This window comes from Lewinella sp. LCG006, from assembly GCF_040784935.1.
GTDB lineage: Bacteria > Bacteroidota > Bacteroidia > Chitinophagales > Saprospiraceae > Lewinella.
This window is the reverse complement of sequence record NZ_CP160680.1, coordinates 6,666,988-6,683,924: the sequence shown is the minus strand read 5'-3', so window position 1 is coordinate 6,683,924 and position 16,937 is coordinate 6,666,988. Positions and strand designations below refer to the sequence as shown.

Genomic DNA, 16,937 nt, shown 5'->3' with positions numbered 1-16,937 from the left:
TAACCCGGGCAGCAGTTCACTGCTGCGGATAGATAGAATGACAAGGTTGACCTAGCGGATAAGGGTGGTTTGCCCTCTCAATAATTCTTCTGTTCCGTCTTCGTGAAGTACCGTAAGCGACCAGACAAACACCCCACTGTTGAGCATTTCGCCCCGGAAAGTACCGTCCCAACCCGTATTCGGATCGTTTACAGGAAAATCTTCTCCCGTGTAGAGCAGTTCGCCCCAACGGTCAAAAACCTGGAACAAAAGCACTTGCGTACCCGGTCTTCCGTGAACCAGTAATAGGTCATTGACACTGTCACCATTAGGCGTGAAACCCGTAGGGACCACAGCCAGTTTCGGTTTGTCAACAAATACACGGATCAAATCAGTATCCTCACAACCGTTTTCATCAATGGCGTAGAGTTCATAATCAATGGTGAAATCTGGATCAGCATAAGGCATGGGACATTCTTTGCAGCTTAAAGTTCCTTCATAAGGAGAATTCCATACAAACTCAACTGTTCCTTGTGCATTTGTTGTCGTTCCTGCTAACTCAACACTGTCTCCATAAATCATGGTCAAATCAGGGCCAGCATCTACCATGAATTCAGCGGGTTCTACCACCGTAGCGTTGGTGACGAACTGACATCCATTGGCATCACGGATGAAAATGCTATAGTCACCCCCGAACAGACCAATCAAAACATTGCTACCAATGTAGTTTTGATTGTCAAGACTGAAACGGAAAGGTGGGGTACCACCTTCGGTATTAATCGTCAGCATGCCATCGCGCTCCCCGTAGCAACTTACGTCCTGGGTTTCAATGGTAGCTATCAGTGCAACGGGCTGATCAACCGTAGCTGTACGGATCACTTCACAACCATTGGCGTCAGTAATGGTAATAGGGTAATCTCCCGCAATCAGATTAGATAAAGCAGGTTGGGTAGCACCATTGGGCCAGCTGTAGCTGTAGCCTGGAATACCGCCAGTTACATTGATGCTTATGGAGCCATCATTGTATCCAAAGCACTCGTTGTCTTTGATACTAAATGAAACGGATAAACCAGTAGGTTGGTCAACATTTACGGATTGAGTAGTTTCACAACCTTCCTCGTCTCTTACCGTCACTGTGTAAGTACCGGTAGTAATATTATCAACATTCGCAGTAGTTAGGTTCCCTGCGGCAGGTCCCCACTGGAAAGTGAAATTATTGCCGTTGGGACTACTGGGATTGACAACAACAATCGAACCATCGTCATAGCCATTACAGCTGGGTTCTGCGACCATAAAATCAAAAGCTACAGGTTCAGGATCAGGAAGTAAGCGCTCCCGTGAGCCAGAACAACCTTGCGCGTCGGTAACCGTAACGGCGTATAAAATACCACCAGGTACTCCCGTCCGGACCAAGCTGCTTGAACCATCTTCCCATTCGTAGGTATAATCGGTATCGGCCATTCCCAAACCACCCATGATTTGGTTGATCCCTACACCACCATCACTAAATCCATTACAAGTAGGTGGTTCTGCAATAAAATTAAAGGTAATGGGGGCTAATTCTGACACCGTCGTAGCAGCGACAACCTGGCAACCAAGGTTATCCGTAACGGTTACGTCATAAGCACCAACCGCTAAATTCGTTGCTACGGTGTTACTTTGTCCGTTGCTCCAGGCGTAGGTATAACTTCCTCCACCGCCGCCAGCAACAACCGTCGTTTCACTATCGTTAAGCCCAGCGCAACTCTGAAATGTTTGTGTTACATCGGCAAACAAACTATCGGGTGTACTGATCGTAAAAGTAGAGATGATCTCGCATCCAAGTGCATCAGTCACCGTGTAGTCATAGTCACCAGCCGCTAAGTTGCTGATAGTCGTATTGGTGTAGTTGTCACCATCAATAATGATATTGAAAGGAGCTTCTCCAGCATCAATATTTATCACCGCTTGGCCATCGGAAAAACCAAAGCAACTTACTCCAGTCAAGTCAGGATTGGATATTTCTAAACCACAGAAAGTAGAAGTACAGGTGGAAGTGCCAATGGGGACAACACAGTTGTTGTTGGAACCATTGAAATATGCACGGACTTCAATGGTGACCACGTCGCCATTGTTGAGGTTTTGTAACAGTAAGCCTAAATCTGTAGTGGGCCCCATCCAGCCTTGTGGTCCACTGGGTAAAATGACATTGTATTCGTATTGTGTTACGCCCGGGATAGGGAGCCAACTGAATAGTAAGTCCTCGCCTTGTTCCTCACAGGAGACTACCGGTGCCGGAACATCTTCAATAACCCCAACGAATACCGTATCAATTGTGCTACAACCATACTCGTCTTCGATAAGAACTTCGTAAAGTGTACTAGATGTAGGAGATGCCACAGGCGTTGGACAGTCAGAGCAACTAAGCCCCGCTGCTGGCGTCCAAGTATAGGTATATTCGTTTTCGTTATTGAAAGTAATCGACCATTCAAGGAGTTCCCCAAACTGTAGTGGTCCAAAAGCATCGGTGATCAACAACTCCCATTCTCCATTGATCGGCGATCCGATGAGTGAATTCCAGTTGCCTTCTGGCTGAAAGGAACCCGTGTAAGGTGGCGAACCGCCATTGATAGACATCAAAGCAGTAGGGGAGAAGCAAGTATTTACAAAACCTAAATTCGAGCCACCTCCATTCGCTATCGAAAGTGGGACGACACTACCATCAGGGGCCTCCAGGCTGACATTTACATCCGCTGCAAAATCAGTGTTTAAACTAAAACAGACCGACTCAATATCCGCCAGTGGGTTGGTAATTATCAGTGGATTGATACTATTTACATTCAAAGGGCTTCGGTAAGCATTTCCCGGAGGGTGATTGGCAAAACCAACCGGATACTGTGGAAACCGCTCAAAAGTAATTGGTTGAGCAATGGGTGGAATCTGAGATACGTCGAGATTAGCTACATCTCCTTCACACAATACCACATCTTCTTGTGCTTCAAATTCTAGGTTACAATTATAACAATCCGGGTGAGTAGGAGGAAGTACCTCGAAGTTGAGCGTAGTATCGTTCAAACAGCCAAAATCATCCAATACGAAAAATGTGTAAGCCGCAACACCTGCATTGACTGGCGACGCTAAAATACTATCCTGTGTAGCACTAATGACAGTAGGATTGGTTTCCCAGCCATAATCGACAAAGTTAGGTGTAAAGGTTTCAACATCAGGAAACAAGTAATCTTTGAAAGTGATACTCCACTCAAACAACCAGCCATTATCAAGCCCCAAATTGTCGGTAACCCTAATGGTCCAATCGCCATTTAGTGGACAACCCAGGAAGTTGGCGAAACTTTCCTCGGGTCGGTATTCTCCTTCCGGGAAATAACTATCCGTATAGGTGAAGGTATTGCCTGTATTGTTACTTGGCACGGTCGTATAGGTATAATTGGGCGCCATGCCATCAAATTGAGACAGCGTACCATTGGTGGCTGTCTCTGTAAAGGTGTAGGTGTAAGGTATTCCCGGAGTGAGATCACTAGATTGCCCATCCACAGGGTTACTAGCAAAAGGCTCTCCAAAATTGGTCGACCCTAAACCTGATGGAAAGTCCAAAATAAAAATAGACGTTCCGTCTGGACAAATGAGTTCGATGTCAAGGTCTCCGCTGTAAGAATGTTCCAAGTCGAGGGTGACCGAACAGATATCTGAAGGGTTTGTCAACGTTGCTCCGGGGCGGAATTGCGTAAAGCTGATGCTTTCCTGGTACTGACCACCACTACCATCCGGTAGCAAAAGGGTGTCTGAACGCACACCTGCCTGGGCAAAAGTCCCGGTATTGGGGAAAACGGTAACATTGGAGTTACTGTTCACATCAATAGAAGAAGTTACACGAATGGAATCACCACTACAAATAGTGGGGTCAAGTTCACCACCAAACTGATAAGTGGGGTAGGGCGATACCCTGATCCTCTGAGAAATGAAATTGGTGTTTTCACAACCAAATTGATCTCTGATCTCCAATTGCACAATGTAACCACCTGGTTCATCAAAGACGTTGGTAACATTGGGGCCAATAGCCGTATTACCATTACCGAAATCCCATTCGAAAGTGCTGGTCTGGTTGCTATGATTATAGACCAAGTTGTTTTGGGGATATATTCCCGTGCCAGTAAAAGCTACTCGGTCACCAGGGCAAATATCTATCCAGCCTGTATCAACTGGCATAACCATTGGATTGGTACTTACCAAATCCGCCAGAATGATTTGGCAAGCGGCAACACAATTGATGTCTGCGCTCCAGCCAGAATTTCCTTCATCTGTTCCATCCGAGGTGAAGACGACGGTAATACAACCACTGGTATTGGCTGCAGTAGCTTGAATGATGAAAGGATTAGTAGGATCGAGGAGAAAGGCCCCGTCGAACGCAAAATTGGGATCAGGGTTATTCGCATCGTAAAAGGTAATAGTTTCTCCATCACCAATATCGATACTCGAAAATATTAGCTGTATATGCGTACCCTCCGTCCCATCACTACAAATAACGGTAGTGAAGTTTTCATTGACGCCGTAGCTACCTGAACCACCTCCACTGTCCTGGAAAAAGCCTTGACAATCGGTGATAGGGTTGCCGTTCATTAGGTAGCTCTGCGCAGAGAGACTGAAAGAACAGATTCCCAAAAAAAACAGGAATGTCCAGATGTGTCTGGGTAAAAGTTGTCCCATGGATGACCTTTTTTGTTTCAAATTAACGAGTTACAAAGCTCTAGCTTGGCTGCTGTGCAGTCAGAAATACAGGAAATTGAACTGGGGTACAGTTCATGGGAAGGGCAAAATAAATACCGGGGAATCCAGTAAAGAGAAGTTTGAAAAGTTGCTACGTACATAGCAAATGTAAACATCTCAGATTAATTAGCCTAATTATTCCCCCATTTGTTTTATACGCTATCCTCAGGTGACAAATGTATTTTTTTATTTCCGATTACTACGCTGTTTTCCTTATAAGATTCGGATAGTTACCCGACATTTGATATTTCCTTCCTCGAGGTTTAGACCCTCGCTAGGATCTATTCGCTGCTTGGCGCAAAGAATGTTGATCACGTTTACCTAAATTCGCGAGTATTGTAAATTACCGACGATTAGTAAGAAATATTGCTGTTTGTGGTTCGGCTAAGCAAAAGCTAAAGTTTATCTTTGCAGCTTAATAATAAGAAGGCATGGAATTATTGGACGGAAAATTACTGGCTCGCCAGATTAAAGATGAATTAGCAAAAGCAACTACTGCTCAAATTGCCGCTGGAGGGAAAGTGCCTCATTTGGCTGCGGTATTAGTAGGAGACAATCCAGCTAGTCAGGTCTATGTTCGCAATAAGGTGCGTTCTTGTGAACAAGTGGGATTCCACTCTACCCTCATCAAGAAGCCTGCCGATATTTCGGAAACGGAATTGCTGCATATTATCCATGAATTAAATCATGATGATGGTATCGATGGATTTATCGTACAATTGCCTCTGCCTGCGCACCTTGATGAAGAAAAAGTTACTTTAGCAATTGATCCTGCCAAAGATGTAGACGGTTTTCATCCAGTTAATATTGGTCGAATGGCCCTTGGGTTGCCTTGTTACCTACCCGCGACACCCTGTGGAATCGTTGAAATCTTAAAGCGTTACGAAATTCCTACTTCGGGAAAAGAAGTGGTGGTGGTAGGCCGTTCCAATATTGTGGGTACACCCATTAGTATTCTTCTTTCCCGCAAAGGAAAGGTTGGAGATGCTACCGTAACACTTTGTCATAGCCGTACGGAAAATCTGGCCGAGCATACCCGCCGTGCCGATATTCTCATCGCCTCTATTGGTCATCCTAATACCATTACCGCCGATATGGTAAAAGAAGGAGTGGTTATTATTGATGTGGGTATCAACCGGATTGAAGATCCTGCGGCGGCTCGTGGCTATCGCCTCGTAGGGGATGTAGATTTTGAGGGAGTTAGCCCCAAAGCCAGCTATATCACTCCTGTCCCTGGAGGAGTAGGGCAGATGACGGTAGTTTCTTTGTTAATGAATACGCTAAGTGCGAGCCAAAACGCCATTTATGGATAAGCATGCTTATTGGGCTTATTCCTTTAAGGTAATAGGTGATGAAAGGGAAGAATTGGTTGAGCAACTTAACCTGCTTCCTGTCCTTGGCTTTGAAGAGAAAACAAAGGAGCTGTTAGCTTATATAGATGTTACAGATTTGAGTGAAGAAGTCGTAGCTCAAATTGCCATCCTCGCAGACGTGCATAGCTGCGCTTATGATCGTGAGTTTATTGCTGGCCAGAACTGGAATGAACAATGGGAGGCGTCTTTCAAGCCTGTTCAAGTAGGAACATTTGTCGGTATTCGAGCCGAGTTTCATCCTTCTTTTGATGATGTTGAATACGAGCTTACCATTCACCCTCGAATGGCTTTCGGAACAGGGCATCACGCTACGACTTATCTGGTCATGGAACGGATGCAGGAATTGGATTTTAACAGCAAGTCGGTCTTTGATTATGGTTGTGGGACCGGTATTTTAGCAATTCTTGCCAGTAAATTGGGTGCTCACCCGATTACCGCCGTAGATATAGAAGAAGCTGCTACGGAGAATACCCTGGTGAACATGGAGGCCAACGATGTGACGGGTATCGAAGTCTTTACGGGAGATATTAGTGCCGTCCCTCCGACCAATAATCAGGTCATCCTGGCGAATATCAATCGTAACGTAATACTGTCTAGCCTTGATGCGTTATACGCAAGGACCGTTGCCGGCGGGGATTTACTAGTGTCAGGTATTTTGCAGCAAGATCAAGCTTTAGTTGACCAAAAAGCTGCGGAGGTAGGCTGGCAGAAAGTGTTGACCCGAGAAAGAGACGGTTGGCTACTCTTACACTATCGGAGGGATTAAAAAAGAATAATTATGTTGCGACTGTTACTATTGGGTGTTCTCTTTTTGGGAGGACATGGCCTGCTTTCTGCTCAGATGGCCAAGGATACGCTTTCACCCGCCCAAGTGCAGGCAGAGTTTATTTCGGAATTAGAAACTTTAATGACCGAAGGTAAGCCAAAGCCTGTTGAAGAAGCTTACAGAACTTTTGCGGAAGTCTTTAGTTCTGGTGCATTCACGCCCGAAGAACAAACACAAATTACCAATACAGGGCTACTGATGCGTTCAAAGCGTCTTGGAGCTAGCCCCCATTTTCAGGATTACCTGGAGACGCTCATAAACATCAAACAAAATACAGCGTACGCAGAACAATTCACTGCCTGGAACCGAGTTCTGGAAAGTATGCTCAAGGATGATGCCAATTTTACAGTGAATACCATTGGTTCATTTTTGAAATTTTCTAACGACTTCTTTGGCTTACAAGCCATCAAATATTCTCCAGCAAGTGTAAGTTGGTTTGTGTTTGCCGAAAAGTTTGATTGGGCGTACGATAAAGAACCTGTCCTAAAGGTGCAAAATGCTGATCTGACCGGGCTGAGGTCTGATGATACGATCATGATCAATCAAACCAATTTTGATTACTATCCACTAGAAAATGTACTGAAAGGCAGCGGGGGAAAAACAACTTGGCAGCGAACAGAATTAGGATCCGCCGTTTTTGTAGACTTGGAGCGTTACGAAGTAGAAACCATTCGCAGTATTTACGATGCAGAAGTAGCTTATCTTACTTATCCCCAGTACTTTGGAGATAAGCGGGTCAAGGGGACTTTTACGGATAAATTGGTTTCTGATGACAGCCGGACATCCTATCCACGGTTTGAATCAACGGAGGGGTATATCAATATTCCCAATGTACGTGAAGGGGTTAGATTGAGAGGAGGATTTCGACTTCACGGCGCAACGGTCTATGCTTTTGGCTCAAAAGACGCGCCTGCCGAGCTACTGGTATTGAATGATCGGAATCAACCGCGTTTTCAAGGCGTTGGAAACCTGGTTACCATAAAAGAACAGGATCGTATTGTTGGCTCAAGCGTCAATTCTATTGTTTACCTGGGAGCAGATAGTCTTTATCATCCTTCGGTCAATGTCCGATTAAACTTGAGCGATCTTAGTATGGAGCTTACGCGTGGTAAAAAAGGGACAGATCGGTATCCTTTCTACCATAGTCTTCACCAGATGAATATCGATGCAGATTTTATCAAGGTGTTTTTGAATGAAGATTCGCTTATCATTGGTCGTCCAACGGCAAGTTTTGTAAATAAAGGAGACGTCGTTTTCGAGTCACTTAATTATTTTGATCCCAGGGAATACAACCGGGTGCAAAATATTGCGACAGCCAACCCGCTGGCGATTATGAAAGCAACGGCAGAAAGGGAAGGTACCAACTTCATGTCGGCTTCTTTGCTAGCAAGCCGGCTGAATTCAAAATTTACGGTAGAAAATATCCGCCCACTTATCTACGATCTGGTTAGCAAAGGCTTCATCGCTTATGATCCCGAAACGGATGAGATTGAGATGAAAGAGAAAATATACCACTATGTAAATGCGGATGCTGGAAATGTAGATTATGATTACCTACAGTTGGTCTCTCAAACGGATACCATCAACGCCTCTATTGGTTTGGGCGATGGATACACAGTTCTTAATGGGGTGAAACGTATTGATTTCAGTAAACCTCAACGAGTAGCTACTTTACCTTCCGGAAATCAGGTTTTCTTAAAGGGTAACCGAAATTTTGATTTCGATGGTCAATTGTTTGCTGGTTACAGTGTGATGGAAGGAAAAGACTTCCATTTTCAGTATGAGAGCAATCAAATCGATCTAGATTCCGTGCGCTATTTTGATTTGTTTGTCCCTACAGGGAACCTGGATGAGAACAACAAGCCGGAAGCTTTTAGCATTGGTTCCAGGATTGAACATCTTCAAGGGGTTCTATTGGTGGATGCACCCAACAATAAGTCTGGTCGTAAGGATATTCCTATCTTTCCTTCATTACAGAGCAAGGGGAATAGCTACGTTTTTTATGACCGTAGTGATACCCAAGATGGGGTTTATACCCGCGATTCCTTTTACTTCGAGATTGCACCTTTTAGCTTTGATCACCTGGACCGATACGGACCTCAAGATGTACACTTTAAAGGAAAGCTTTTCAGTAATGGCATGTTTCCAGAGATCAAAGAGACCTTGGTATTACAAGAGGACCAATCTTTGGGCTTTAGTACCGAAACACCAACCGAAGGTTACCCTGCTTACGATGATAAAGGAACCTTTACCGGTGAAATGAAGCTGGATAACAATGGCCTTCTCGGTAAAGGAAGATTGAACTACTTGCAGGCAGTAGTCGACGCAGAGGATTTTACTTTTATGCCTAAAAGAACCACTGCAAGTGCAGATGCCTTTGATTTGGAAGAAGATCGGGTAGGAGCTATTCCCGTGCCTGAAGTACACGGGGAAGCGGTAAACCTGGAATGGCGACCTTACAGTGATAGCTTGATTGTAAAAAGCGCAGAAGCTCCTTTCGAGCTCTATCAAGAAAACGATCACCAGTTGGAAGGAACACTGGTATTAACTCCCTCCGGCTTACGAGGATCAGGAAGTTTGGGATGGAGTTTGGGAGAGGCGGAGTCAACCATTTTCTCCTTCGGGGCTAACTCTGCAGTTGCCGACACCATGCTGATCAAGATCAATGTGCTTGAAGTAGATGATCGACTTGGTCTGGAAACAGATAACGTAAATGGTTCACTCGATTATGATGAAGGGGTCGGGCATTTCGAGGCGAACGATGAGAGCGTCATTACGACCTTACCTTATAACCAGTACACAACTTCCATGAATAAGTTTGACTGGGATATGAAAGGCAGTACCATCACTTTCGAGTCGGATAAAGATAACCCTGCCTTATTTACGTCTATACATCCTGATCAAGACTCCTTGCAGTTCAGGGGAGAGGAAGCTACGTATGATTTGAAAACCAGCCTCTTGGCTATTAATGGTGTAGATTACATTGTGTCTTCTGACGCTTTCATTTACCCGGATAGCCAGTACATAGAAATCTCTGCGAATGCTGAAATGGCACGACTGGAAAATGCGAAAATCATTGCAGATACCACCAGTAAATACCACGTCATCAATCGAGCGACGGTAGATATCAAGGGCAGAAGAGTGTACGAAGCCAGTGGGTTTTACGAATACAATGTGGGACCTCACCAGCAAGAATTTGAACTGGATAATATTATCGGTCAGCCTATAGGAAAGGGAGGTTATAAGGAGAAACTTTCCGTAACCAGAGCAACGGGTGAAATTCAACCGACGGATACTTTCTTTATTGATCACAAAACGCAGTTCCGAGGCACAATTAGCCTGGATGCGGAAGAAAAGAGCCTTCGTTTTGACGGTTATGCCCGATTCAACGCGGAGAATTTGCCTAATAAATATTGGTTTACGGTAAGTTTTGCGGGGGATAAAAATGACTTGGTCATTGATTATGATGTCCCCAATTCCTACGAAAATGAACCCTTGTTCTCTGGCTTGTTTCTATCGAAAGAATTCAGTAGGGTTTATCCACGAATCATCACACCTCTTTACTTCCGTAAAGACCGCAAGATCCTGGATTTATCAACGGGCGTGATCAAGTATCTGGAGGATAAGGATCAGTTCATTCTTGGAGATTCTGCGATTATCCTTGGAAACGAGATCGTCGGCAATAAAATGCTGTTTAAAAATGTGGATGGAAGTGTAGAAGCAGAAGGTAAATTCACCTTAGGGTCGGAGTTGCGTTATATGCAAGTAGATGCAGCAGGTAGGGCCACAACTGCTTTTCCTCCCCCCGCACCGGAAGAGGAACCAGAAGTGGAAGAAACAGGTGCTATTATGCTCGCCGATGAACCACTGGTAGAAGAAGAGGAAACAGAAGCATCGGTAGCTTTTGATCCCTCCCAAATTGCTTTTAATGCAGAATGGATGATGGGATTGAAGATGAGAATCCCTGAAAACCTCTTGAAAATCGTTCAAAACGACTTTGAGTCGGCTTCTTTCGAATCAAGAGCAATTGGTTACTTGACAGATATTGCATTCTATCAAAAAACAGTGAGAGAGCTTTTTCCAGCGGGTAAGGAACGCGACGACGCATTGGCTGGCTTAGGTTTAGGGGTGTTAGACGTTCCCAAAAAGTTAAATCCTTACGATTTCCTGTTTAGCAAGCTACCTATGAAATGGCACCAGGATTATCAGTCATTCGTTTCAACGGAAAAAAACAATGGTATTATTTCCATCAGTGGTGTTCCATTGAATAAACAGGTAGAATGCTACGTAGAGTTGAAAATGCCAAGTACAGACGCTGATGATCGCCTGTACGTGTATCTAAAATCACCCAGCGGATTGTTCTATTTCTTTGGCTTTAAGCAAGGTATCCTCAGTATCACTTCCAACAATACGGTCTTCATGCAGCAGCTGGAGGGGATGAAGGTCAAAGACCTCATCATGAAGATGGATGACGGGGAGACTTTTGAAATTGTACCCGTAGAACTTAGCTCTGCTAATCTATTCCTTCGTAGGATTCAGGCGGTACAGTAACGCTAATCAGCAATAATTTTAGCTTTTGGTTAAAAGAAGAGGGTAGAGAACTCGCAATTTGAAATGCGTGCTTTCTACCCTCTTTTTTCTATCCTTTATGCTTTCCTAAACTTCCACCAAATGGTTGTAATCCAGGATGCGATCAAGTAAAGCTGGCTTCAGCTGATCGGCTGCTTGCAGGATAAGTGCCTCATTGCTAGGAAAAGGCACTGGCCGATTTCCGATTCTGTTGCGGGTATCTCTGCTCAAAGCACGATTGTCGCCACGGAATGTGGAAGCATAATTTTCAAATATTGCCGCTGCGGCCAATGGCTGAGAGCGAACCAAGCGATTGGTGTGCAAATTGTAAACTTCTACCACACCCTCCACATTGGCTTCTTTTTGCTGCAAGGTCTCAATGACCCAAGCTTTGACCGTAATCTCGCGGGGTACTTTCACGTCGTTGCCTAAAGAATCTTTCACGACATTACCATTGTTATCCAGGACATACTCGAAGCCATCAGTGATATTTTTGGTGTCTACATATTCGCGTTCACGCACCAATTCAGGGCTCACGATGATGTCTGTAATACGTAATTTGATCTCGTAGTCAAAGTCAAACTGACGGTTATCTCGAATATGGTACTGCTGCCAGAAGTTATTCAGACCAGCGGTGTTTACCTGTGCAAGCCTTTGTTCAAAAGCAGCTGGTGTGACTACAGGTGCACTGTTTTCTACCCGTACCAGAATGTGCGTTATGCCCAGCTCGTGAGCCCGCTGTTGCAAGGCAGTAGCATTTTGGTAGTTTCTAAAATAACGCTGGGTTTCTTCCAGCTCGCGATAAGCAGCGCGTGCGGCAGCTTTGTCGCCATTTTGTGCTTGCCGCAAAAGGTCGTTAGCCTGCTGGTAGTGATAAGCGGCAGCTTTGTCGCGGCTTTCTTCCTCAAGGGCATCTACTTGGACAAAATTAAAAGTGGCAGTGTAGCCATTTTTATCCGTCAGAGGAAGTAATGGACGAAGTGCCTCTTGACGTTTGCGGATGTTGCGGGTTATTTCGTTGATTCTGCCCCAGTTTTCATCGCGATTGGCGCGCTGTAAGCGTTCCAATTCGCGCATTTCTCGTACAGTGATTTTAGCGAATGCCTCTTCTGCTGCGAGCACCAGTTTGGGGTTTTTACGCTGCTTGCCACTTAGCTTTCGCTTTGCCAGGGCAATGGCTTGATCATAATTGCCGGTCTCAACGAGCTTTTCGGCACTCACACAAGACTGGAAGGTGAACAAAACAAGGATCAAGTAAACGAGGGCAGGGGTGATACGTTTCATAACTGAAGAATTTATGGGCGTCAAATTTGTCTTGAGAATAGATAGGTTATATCCTTTCTCCATGTAATCAAAGATAACGGCGGCCTTCCATCTTCTTCGCTAAGAAATGGTTAAAGGGAAAATCAGCTTGGTTAAAGGCTGTTAACTGGTCTTAGTTTCTTGTTAAGGAAAGGTTGTAGTGTATGATCTAACTACCCACCAATCGCCTGCTCCAAATCATGCAAAATATCTGCCACATCTTCTATCCCAACGGAAATCCGAATCAGACCATCACTGATACCGTGGGCACGTCGCACTTCGGGATCAATTGCCCGATGAGACATGGTTGCAGGATGAAGAATCAAGGTATCTACATCACCAAGGGTAGGGGTGAGGGTGCAAAATTTAAGTCGGTTAAGAAAATCCTTTCCTGCTTCTAAACCACCTGTCAATTCAAAGCTGATCATCCCACCGGGGCCTTGCATTTGGGACTTGGCGAGTTCGTGATCGGGATGATCCGGCAGGCCGAGATAGTGAACGACTTCAACTTTATCATTTGCAACAAGCATTTCTGCAACCATCTGAGCATTTTGACAATGGCGCTCCATCCGGAGAGCTAAGGTCTTCATGCCGTTGTGGAGTAGCCAGGCTTCCCAAGGGCTGGCCGTTCCTCCCAAGAGGCGCAGTTTGGGCAATAATCGTTCCTTCATCAGCTCCAGATGTTGGCTGACCAAGACGCCAGCAGTGCCCGTACCGTGCCCATTAAGGTATTTGGTGGTAGAGTGCAAGACAAAGTCAATACCAAGAGCCAGGGGTTGTTGTAAGAGCGGCGTGGCAAAGGTATTGTCTACGACGGTAATACAGTCGTACATTTTGGCGAAAGCCGCCAGTTTTTCTAAATCTACACAGCGTAAAATAGGGTTGGAAGGCGTTTCAGTGTAAATCATTTTTATACTACTATCCTCCTCCAGCAAGCGCGTAAGCCCGTCTTCGTCGCGCAGATCGTGGATGATCATTTTGATGCCCAATGGCTGGAAGACGTCGCGGAAAAGCGCTACCGTTCCACCGTATAAATCGGCCTGTGTCAAGACACTATCACCAGGGCTCAACAAGCCCAAGCCCATGAGTGAAATAGCAGCCATCCCCGAACTGGTCAAAAGCCCATAAGTTTCGCCGGGAAGTCCTCGGCCCTCTAGTCGCGCAATCTTATCGGCGACGGCATCAATGGTGGGGTTGCCGAAACGAGAATAGATATTACCGGGTGTTTCTCCATCAAAAATGGCCATCCCTTGCTCGATACTTTCGAAAGTGAAGGAGGAAGCGGCATAAATGGGTAATTGGTGAGGAGGATTGCCCGCCGACCACTGCGGATCACGTGCACTAATGGAAGCGGGGCCAATGGGTTGCTCAGACATATTGCTTTTCTTGAGATTAAGAATTCTATGACCAGTGAAAAGCACTGACCTAGTGCCAAAATTACTACTTTTGCACCAGTCAATAGTTGATCAACATGCAGGAAGAAGATAAAGAAAGTGATGACTTGTACGAAATCTCCGAAATCAGGGTGGATGGTAAACAATCACCCCTAAGGATTGATAAATTTCTGCATACGCGCATGCAATTTTCGCGGAATCGGATACAAGAGGCCATCAAGGCCGGGAGTATCACCGTGAATGATAAGCAAATCAAATCCAACCATAAGGTTAAACCAGGGGAGTTGATTAAGATGGTGCTCCCCAAGTATTACAATGAAGACTCGCCCTTATTGGCGGAGAACATCACGCTGGATATTCGTTACGAAGACGAAGACCTACTGATTTTGCACAAGCCACCAGGTTTGGTGGTGCACCCCGGGGTCGGAAACTGGACGGGTACCTTAGCCAACGCACTGGCCTTTCATTTTGGCAAAGAGTTACCGGTATTGGAAGGGAACGCGCACAATCGCATTGGGTTGGTGCACCGGATTGACAAAGATACTTCGGGCCTAATGGTTGTGGCCAAGAGTGATTTAGCGATGACTCACCTGGCGAAACAATTTTTTGACCACACCATTGAGCGTACCTATTATGCCCTGGTGTGGGGGGATCTAGAACAGGATAAAGGGACAATTTCCAATTATGTTGGTCGTGATGATCGCAACCCACGTGTCAACCGCGTTTACGAAGAAGAAGAGGATGGCAAATTGGCCATTACGCATTACGAAGTAATAGAGCGGATGTACTACACGACCTTGGTCAAGTGTAATTTGGAAACGGGGCGTACCCACCAAATTCGGGTGCATATGCAGCATTTAGGGCACCCCTTGTTCAGTGATCGTCACTACGGAGGAGATAAAATAGTGAAAGGAACGGTTTATACCAAGTACAAGCAATACGTAGAAAAAATCTTTGATGCGATGCCTCGTCAGGCACTTCACGCTAAATCCATTGGTTTTGATCACCCCCGTACGGGCGAACGTATGCTGTTTGAGTCGGATTTACCTGCTGATTTTGAGGCCGCGATGACGCTTTGGCGCGACTATGTCGCGCAGCGTAAAGCTGGTAAAAACAACATGCCATGAGTCCAGCTGAAGTTGTCCATTCGTGGCTTGCCCATTTTGTGATCGGTCACAATATTTGCCCTTTTGCCAAGCGGCCATTTATGCAGGAACGAATCAGGATCAGAGTGGTTGATGCTGCTGAAGAAGAAGTACTGACGAGGGCACTTCTGGAAGAGCTGAGTGATCTGGTGACGGAGGATCGACAAAAACTGGAAACAACACTGCTGGTCTTCCCAAATTTATTTCCAGAGTTTGATGATTTCTGGGCTTATTGGGAATGGACCCAGGACATTTTGGTGGATAGTAAGACAGAAGGCCTGGTCCAGTTGGTAGGATTCCACCCCGACTTTTATTTTGGCGATAGCGATCAGGAGGATCTGGCTAATTATACCAACCGTTCTCCTTTTCCGCTGCTTCATTTGTTGCGGGAAGAGAGTGTAGAAGAGGCGGTAGCGCAGTTTCCTGAAGTTGACGAAATCCCTGAGCGTAACGCAGCTTATCTCAGGACATTAAGCAAAAAAGCATTAGCGCATTTACGCATTGGGCACCATGAATAAAGAGGAAAGATTTAACGCACTGTTACGTTTGGGAGAATGGCTAAGTAGTGGCGAAGATGATTTTTTGCAAGCCAGTATAAAACGTTCTGCCATTCATAATGGCTGGTTTACGGAAGCCAACCAGCAACAAGCCATTGAGGCGATTGCCACCCAGATGCTATCGCCAGAAAAACTGACTGCTTGGTTGGCGAAGTACGATGTACCTGAAACCACCGTTTCGAAGCAAGTAGGCTTGGTGATGGCCGGCAATTTGCCTTTGGTCGGTTTTCATGATCTGCTCACCGTTTTTATGAGTGGGCACCGAGTACAGGTGAAAATGTCTGATAAAGACCCTTATCTGTTGCCTGCAATTTTGCGGGCATTGAAAATTATTGATGAGCGTACCACCGGTTATTTTGATGTAGTAAATAAACTACAAGACTTTGAAGCGGTTATCGCTACGGGGAGCAACAATTCGGCTCGCTATTTTAAAGCATATTTTGCTAAATACCCTCACATCATTCGACGCAACAGAAATGCAGTAGCAGTACTTTCAGGCGAAGAGTCTGTAGAGGAATTGTTGGTATTGGGGCATGATATTTTTGATTATTTTGGCTTGGGTTGCCGCAATGTCTCGAAACTGTACGTGCCAGAGGGCTATGATTTTAAGCCACTATTAGAAGCACTACACGAATACCGGCATTTATTGATTAATCACACCAAGTACAAGAATAATTTCGATTACAATTATGCACTGTATGTGCTCAATAAGGTGAGCTATGAAGCCAATGGCTGTATTCTTATAACGGAGAACACTTCACTACAATCTCCCATAGCAACGCTACATTATGAATACTATACAGGATTAGAAGCAGTGACGACGGAACTATTACTGAGGGAAGAGGAGATTCAGCTGGTGGTGAGTCAGCTGCCGCTGGATGGCTTAGCAGTCTATCCACCAGGAACGGCCCAACAACCAGGGCTCAGTGATTATGCCGACGGCGTGGATACCATGGCCTTTCTTTTAAGCTTATGAAATAAAAAATAAAAAAATCCAACTCTCCGTGCAGCAGAAGTTGTACTTGTCCTAT

The 16,937-nt window shown here is 45.2% G+C and carries 9 protein-coding genes; 6 read left to right on the top strand and 3 right to left on the bottom strand.

Annotated elements, in window-relative coordinates; translation table 11 throughout:
• Positions 1-51: 51 nt before the first annotated feature.
• On the bottom strand, positions 52-4,680 hold the full coding sequence (locus AB0L18_RS24425; RefSeq protein WP_367389944.1) for a proprotein convertase P-domain-containing protein: 4,629 nt from the start codon (positions 4,678-4,680) through the stop codon (positions 52-54).
• Positions 4,681-5,171: 491 nt separating this feature from the next.
• On the opposite strand from AB0L18_RS24425, the gene folD reads away from it, so the two are divergent.
• From folD to AB0L18_RS24410, 3 genes are read left to right on the top strand one after another with little or no spacing between them, the layout of a single operon-like run.
• Positions 5,172-6,053, top strand: a complete 882-nt coding sequence (gene folD / locus AB0L18_RS24420; protein ID WP_367389943.1) for a bifunctional methylenetetrahydrofolate dehydrogenase/methenyltetrahydrofolate cyclohydrolase FolD — start codon at positions 5,172-5,174, stop codon at positions 6,051-6,053.
• A complete protein-coding gene (gene prmA, locus AB0L18_RS24415; protein WP_367389942.1) occupies positions 6,046-6,879 on the top strand; it encodes a 50S ribosomal protein L11 methyltransferase in 834 nt (277 codons plus the stop codon). The genes folD and prmA overlap by 8 nt, the downstream gene beginning before the upstream one ends.
• A 12-nt stretch (positions 6,880-6,891) precedes the next feature.
• The gene (locus AB0L18_RS24410) at positions 6,892-11,490 is read left to right on the top strand and encodes a hypothetical protein (protein WP_367389941.1); all 4,599 of its coding nucleotides are present in this window, start codon (positions 6,892-6,894) and stop codon (positions 11,488-11,490) included.
• A gap of 105 nt (positions 11,491-11,595) precedes the next feature.
• Here the strand turns inward: AB0L18_RS24410 and AB0L18_RS24405 are convergent, their stop codons facing one another.
• Together AB0L18_RS24405 and AB0L18_RS24400 are read right to left on the bottom strand one after the other, a co-directional pair.
• Complete coding sequence (locus AB0L18_RS24405; RefSeq protein ID WP_367389940.1) at positions 11,596-12,792, bottom strand: hypothetical protein; 1,197 nt, start codon at positions 12,790-12,792, stop codon at positions 11,596-11,598.
• Positions 12,793-12,983: 191 nt separating this feature from the next.
• Positions 12,984-14,186 (bottom strand): PLP-dependent aspartate aminotransferase family protein, encoded by a 1,203-nt coding sequence (locus AB0L18_RS24400; protein WP_367389939.1) that lies wholly within the window; start codon positions 14,184-14,186, stop codon positions 12,984-12,986.
• Between the two features lie 95 nt (positions 14,187-14,281).
• Between AB0L18_RS24400 and AB0L18_RS24395 the strand changes: the two genes are divergently transcribed.
• From AB0L18_RS24395 to AB0L18_RS24385, 3 genes are read left to right on the top strand one after another with little or no spacing between them, the layout of a single operon-like run.
• Positions 14,282-15,331 carry an RluA family pseudouridine synthase gene (locus AB0L18_RS24395; RefSeq protein WP_367389938.1) on the top strand — a complete coding sequence of 350 codons (1,050 nt, stop codon included), beginning with the start codon at positions 14,282-14,284 and terminating at the stop codon, positions 15,329-15,331.
• Positions 15,328-15,867, top strand: coding sequence for a DUF1415 domain-containing protein (locus AB0L18_RS24390; RefSeq protein WP_367389937.1), 540 nt, complete (start codon positions 15,328-15,330; stop codon positions 15,865-15,867). Before AB0L18_RS24395 ends, AB0L18_RS24390 begins: the two co-directional genes overlap by 4 nt.
• Positions 15,860-16,882: an acyl-CoA reductase gene (locus tag AB0L18_RS24385; RefSeq protein WP_367389936.1), complete on the top strand. Its 1,023-nt coding sequence runs from the start codon at positions 15,860-15,862 to the stop codon at positions 16,880-16,882. The genes AB0L18_RS24390 and AB0L18_RS24385 overlap by 8 nt, the downstream gene beginning before the upstream one ends.
• Positions 16,883-16,937: the final 55 nt, after the last annotated feature.

Coding starts and splice junctions, on each gene's coding strand:
- AB0L18_RS24425 (WP_367389944.1), bottom strand. CDS start 4,680: ATGGGACAACTTTTACCCAGACACATCTGGACATTCCTGTTTTTTTTG.
- folD (WP_367389943.1), top strand. CDS start 5,172: ATGGAATTATTGGACGGAAAATTACTGGCTCGCCAGATTAAAGATGAA.
- prmA (WP_367389942.1), top strand. CDS start 6,046: ATGGATAAGCATGCTTATTGGGCTTATTCCTTTAAGGTAATAGGTGAT.
- AB0L18_RS24410 (WP_367389941.1), top strand. CDS start 6,892: ATGTTGCGACTGTTACTATTGGGTGTTCTCTTTTTGGGAGGACATGGC.
- AB0L18_RS24405 (WP_367389940.1), bottom strand. CDS start 12,792: ATGAAACGTATCACCCCTGCCCTCGTTTACTTGATCCTTGTTTTGTTC.
- AB0L18_RS24400 (WP_367389939.1), bottom strand. CDS start 14,186: ATGTCTGAGCAACCCATTGGCCCCGCTTCCATTAGTGCACGTGATCCG.
- AB0L18_RS24395 (WP_367389938.1), top strand. CDS start 14,282: ATGCAGGAAGAAGATAAAGAAAGTGATGACTTGTACGAAATCTCCGAA.
- AB0L18_RS24390 (WP_367389937.1), top strand. CDS start 15,328: ATGAGTCCAGCTGAAGTTGTCCATTCGTGGCTTGCCCATTTTGTGATC.
- AB0L18_RS24385 (WP_367389936.1), top strand. CDS start 15,860: ATGAATAAAGAGGAAAGATTTAACGCACTGTTACGTTTGGGAGAATGG.